We start from the raw sequence: 4,596 nt of genomic DNA, 5'->3' as shown, positions 1-4,596 counted from the left end.
CCGGTGCAGAAGCCGCGGGGGCCGGCGGCGAGCAGGTCCTCGGGGAAGCCCGGCCCATGGTCGCGGACGCGGATGACGCGCCCCTCGACGGAGACCTCGATCGGCGGCTTGCCGTGCTTCGCCGCGTTGGCCAGCAGATTCAGCAGGACGCGTTCGAGGCGGCGGGGGTCCGTCGTCACCTCCGACTCGTGCACGATCTGTACGCGCACGCCCGCGTCCTTCGCCGCCACCCGCCGGGCCACGAACTCGCCCAGCATGATGTCCTGCAGCTCGGCCCGCTCGGAGGCCCCGTCGAGGCGGGCCACCTCCAGGACGTCCTCGACGAGCGTGCGCATCGCCTGGGCCCGGTCGCGGACCAGCTCGGAGGGGCGGCCCGGCGGCAGCAGTTCCGCGGCCGTGAGCAGGCCGGTCACCGGCGTACGCAGCTCGTGGGCGATGTCCGCCGTCACCCGGCGCTCCGCCTCGATCCGCTGCCGCAGGGTGTCGGCCATGGCGTCCACGGCCCGCGCCAGCTCCGCGGTCTCGTCGCGTACGACACCGCCGATCGCGTCCTGCACCCGTACGTCGGACTCGCCCTTGGCCACCTGGTGCGCGGCGGCCGCCGCCTTGCGCAGCCGGCGGGACATCTGGCCGCCGATGAGCACACCGAGGGCCGAGCCGCCGAAGACGACCGCGATCGAGCCGATGAGCAGGGCCTGGTCGAGGTCACGCATCACCGCGGAGCTGTGGTCGGTGAAGTCGGTGTGCAGGGAGAGGACGCGCTTGTCCTTCAGCGGGACCGCCGCCCAGATGTCGGGCACCCTGTTCTCACCCTCGGAGACGTACGTGGCCCGGCGGCCCTCCCCGACCCTGGCCAGCAGGTCCTTCGGGATGTCGGGGTCGTCGAGTTTCACCCCGAAGGCGCCGGACTTCAGCGGGCGGCCCGACTCGTACATGCGCTGGGCGACCTGGATGCGCTCGTCGGCGAGGTCGCGTGAGTTGTCGAGCATCGACACCCGCGCCGCGTTGTGCACGACCAGGCTCAGCGCGACCGCCACCAGCGCGCCGACCAGCGCGATCGCGGCGCTCAACTGCCACCGCAGGCCGGTACGGATGCCCGAGGCGAGCCCCGTGCCGGACCGGCGGCCGACGGCGCCCGGCTCCGGCTCCCGCCCCCCTCGTGTCCCCCTCATGTCCATGTCGCCCCGCCCCGCTCAGGCCTTGAGCTTGTAGCCGAAGCCGCGGACCGTCTCGATGCGGTCCTGGCCGATCTTCGTGCGGAGCCGCTGGACGTGGACGTCGACGACCCGGGTGTCGCCGCCCCAGCCGTAGTCCCACACGCGTTCGAGCAGCTTGTCGCGGGAGAGGACCGTGCCGGGGGCGGACGAGAACTCGAGGAGCAGTCGCATCTCGGTCGGCGTCAGCGCCACCGGCTCCCCGGACTTCCGTACCTCCATGCCCTCGGTGTCGATCACCAGTTCTCCGAAGGTGAGCACTCCGCCGGTGCTCGCGGCCCCGGCCTCCTCGGCCCTGCCGTCGCCGCCGCTCGCGTGCCCGAAGCGGCGCAGCACCGCGCGGATCCTGGCGACCAGGACGGCACCGTCGAACGGCTTGGTCACGTAGTCGTCGGCGCCCGCCTCCAGGCCCAGCACCACGTCGATGGAGTCGGCGCGCGCGGAGAGCATGATCACGGGCACGGTCGACTCGTCACGGATACGGCGGCACAGGGAGACCCCGTCGAGGCCCGGGACCATGACATCGAGGAGCGCGATGTCGGGCCGGTCCGCGCGGAACGCCTCCAGCCCCGACAGCCCGTCGGGCATGGCCGTGACCGCGAAGCCGTCCCGCTCCAGTGCGAGCTGGGTGGCCTCGCGGATCACGTCGTCGTCCTCGACGAACAGGACATGGGTCTGCTCTGCCATCCGGTGATCTCGCTCGCTCTCGGTCGGGGTCGGTCAGGACCGGTCGGTACCGGCCAGGGTCGTTCGTGTTCGGTGGCGATGGTCGGCGTCGGTGTTCGGCATCGGTGTCAGCTCGGCTCGGGGGTCGCCGACTCCGCGCCGCCCACCGCGCTGCTGTACTCGGTGCGCGTGCTGGAGCGCTGTACGAAGCTGTCCTTGATCCAGCGATAGGTCGTGACTTCCTCGCTGGACGGATAGGAGGACGGGTCGCCATTCTCGTACAGCTGCCGGGTGACCAGGAGGTCGCCCCGGTCGATCTCCGCGTAGACGGGGGGCTGTTCGGAGAGGAAGACGCTCCGGTACCCCCCCTTCTCCGAGCGGTACACGTACGAGGCCACGCCGACGGCGTCCGCGCAGGTCATCACATTCACCACGAGGTCGTCGGCCGAACTCCCGGTCAGGTCCCCGTACGTCACGTCCACCGGGTACTCGTCGGCCACGCACGGCTTCAGGTCGCTCTTCACGGTCCGGCTGACCTCCGGGTCCGCGCGGACCATGCGGACGACCTCGCCGACACTCGGGTGATCGCCGTCACCGTCACCGTCGGCGTCGGCCGACGCGGAGACGGACGGCGAGGCCGCGCCCGCCGCGAGGGAGTCGTTGTCCGCCGGTCCCTCGTCGCGGGCGCCGGTGCCGCCCGTGCCGCAGGCGGAGAGGGAAAGGCCGAGGGCGGTGAGCACGGCCACCGCCGTGATCACCGCCTTCGGGGAATGCCTGGCCCCTGGCCCCGGGCCGGCCGCTGTGCTCAGGCCGCGCAACGCTCCTGCTCCTCGCTCGCTTCGAGCACGCGGGCGGCGCGCTCTTCGATGTCCCGCGACTCCAGCTCCTCGCGGAGCCGGGCCAGCGCACGGTGCAGCGTGCTCTTGACCGTGCCGGCCGACATACCGAGGGCGGCGGCCGTCTCCTCCGTGGACATCTGCTCCCAGTGTCGCAGCACCACGACACTGCGCTGCTTGGGAGCCAGGACCTTCATGATGTCCATGAGGAGGGCGCGGTCCGCGTGCTGCTCGGTGGAGTCGTCGACGCAGGCGTCCGGCAGCTGCTCGGTCGGGACCTCGTCCAGCTTCCGGGCCCGCCACCACTCCGTCCGCGTGTTGATCATGACCCGGCGCAGATAGGCGTCCGCCAGCCGCTTGTCCGCGATGCCGTCCCAGCGGCCGTACGTCCGTGCCAGCGCCGTCTGCAGCAGATCCTGGGCGTCCACCGGGTCCGGCACCAGCCGGCGGGCGCTGCGCAGCAGCGCGTCCTGCCGGGTACGGACGTACTCCTCGAATTCGAGCACCTCGCCGTGCGCCATGATCAACCGCCTCCGTTCCCCGTTTCCGACGTCCGCGCTGTCCGCGCGGTGCCGGCTGTCCGCCGCTTCGTCCCGCTGGTGCGATCCGCTGTGCGTGCCGCTCGTCCCGCCGGATCCGCTGGTTCGTTTCGCGGGTTCCTGCGGTACGCCAATGAAGCTACGGAGGGGTTGTCACGGGGACGTCCGAGACAGCCTGCGGAGAACGCTCGGCTGTCCGTCGGTTGTGTAACAGAAGGAGGAACGGGGTAAAGCGGGCCGGGCTTTGGGGAGGGGATGCGCCGGTTTACCCCGTCGGGCGTGAGTGAGGGCTGTGTTGCGGTGAGGCCTCGGCGATGCGTGGCCTGTGAGGTGAGGGTGCGAGGTGGGGTGACGGTCAGGTGAGGGGGAGGCGGTAGAGGCCGCCCGGGAGGGGTTCCACCAGACCGTCGGAGACCAGTCCGTCGAGGGCGCGGGCGCGCTGTACCGGCTCGTCCCAGACCCGGTCGAGGACCGCCTGCGGCACGGGCGCGATCGCGTCCCTCAGTACGGCCAGCAGCTTGCCGCGGACCTGACGGTCGGTACCGGCGTACGTCTGACCGCGCCGCGCCGGACCCTCGTGCGGGGGCTTCCCGGCCAGCAGCCACGCGCACTGCCCGGCGATCGGGCAGTGCTGGCACGTCTCGTTCTTCGCCGTGCACACCAGCGCGCCCAGCTCCATCGACGCGGCCGCCCAGCGGGAGGCCGTACCGTCGTCCTCGGGCAGCAGGCTGCGGGCCAGTTTCCGTTCGGCGGCCGTGGTCGCGTTCGGCGGGTACTGCGTGCCGGCGACCGCGCGGGCGAAGACGCGCCGCACGTTCGTGTCGAGGACGGCGTGCCGCTGCCCGTAGGCGAACGACGCCACCGCCGCGGCCGTGTACTCGCCGATCCCCGGCAGCGCGAGCAACTGCGCGTGTTCCCGCGGTACGTCCCCGCCGTGCCGTTCCGTTATGGCCACCGCGGCGCCGTGCAGCCGCAGCGCGCGGCGCGGATACCCGAGCCGGCCCCACGCGCGCACCGCCTCACCCGGCGGCTCCTTCGCGAGATCCGCCGGACGGGGCCAGCGCGCCAACCACTGCTCGTACACGGGCAGTACACGGTTGACCGGCGTCTGCTGCAGCATGAACTCGCTGACCATCACCCCCCACGGCCCGGCCTCCGCCCGCCGCCAGGGCAGGTCACGGGCATGCGTCTCGAACCAGGCGATCACCGGGGTGTGCAGTGCGGTCGGGGTTGCGTCGGCAGGACTGTTCTGAGGCTTCGTGGGTGCAGTCATGGCACGGTCGATCCTGCCATGCGGGGGTGGGTGGGGGTGGGTTCTGGCGGGGGGGGTCTGGGGTGGGT

Annotated in this window: 5 protein-coding genes; all 5 read right to left on the bottom strand. The window is 72.2% G+C overall.

The window, feature by feature from the left end:
* A partial coding sequence (locus AWZ10_RS11300; protein ID WP_060890993.1) for a sensor histidine kinase occupies positions 1–1,178 on the bottom strand: 1,178 nt, incomplete at its 3' end.
* Between the two features lie 15 nt (positions 1,179–1,193).
* A complete protein-coding gene (gene cseB / locus AWZ10_RS11295) occupies positions 1,194–1,901 on the bottom strand; it encodes a two-component system response regulator CseB (RefSeq protein ID WP_046709764.1) in 708 nt (235 codons plus the stop codon).
* Positions 1,902–2,008: 107 nt separating this feature from the next.
* A complete protein-coding gene (locus AWZ10_RS11290; RefSeq protein ID WP_063809754.1) occupies positions 2,009–2,698 on the bottom strand; it encodes a hypothetical protein in 690 nt (229 codons plus the stop codon).
* Positions 2,686–3,237 carry a SigE family RNA polymerase sigma factor gene (locus tag AWZ10_RS11285; protein WP_046709766.1) on the bottom strand — a complete coding sequence of 184 codons (552 nt, stop codon included), beginning with the start codon at positions 3,235–3,237 and terminating at the stop codon, positions 2,686–2,688. Before AWZ10_RS11285 ends, AWZ10_RS11290 begins: the two co-directional genes overlap by 13 nt.
* Positions 3,238–3,610: 373 nt before the next feature.
* On the bottom strand, positions 3,611–4,528 hold the full coding sequence (locus tag AWZ10_RS11280; protein ID WP_046709767.1) for an HhH-GPD family protein: 918 nt from the start codon (positions 4,526–4,528) through the stop codon (positions 3,611–3,613).
* Positions 4,529–4,596 lie beyond the last annotated feature (68 nt).

Source organism: Streptomyces europaeiscabiei, from assembly GCF_001550375.1.
In the GTDB taxonomy this organism is placed as follows: domain Bacteria; phylum Actinomycetota; class Actinomycetes; order Streptomycetales; family Streptomycetaceae; genus Streptomyces; species Streptomyces europaeiscabiei.
The sequence above is the reverse complement of the archived record's forward strand: the minus strand, read 5'-3'. Positions and strand labels throughout refer to the sequence as shown.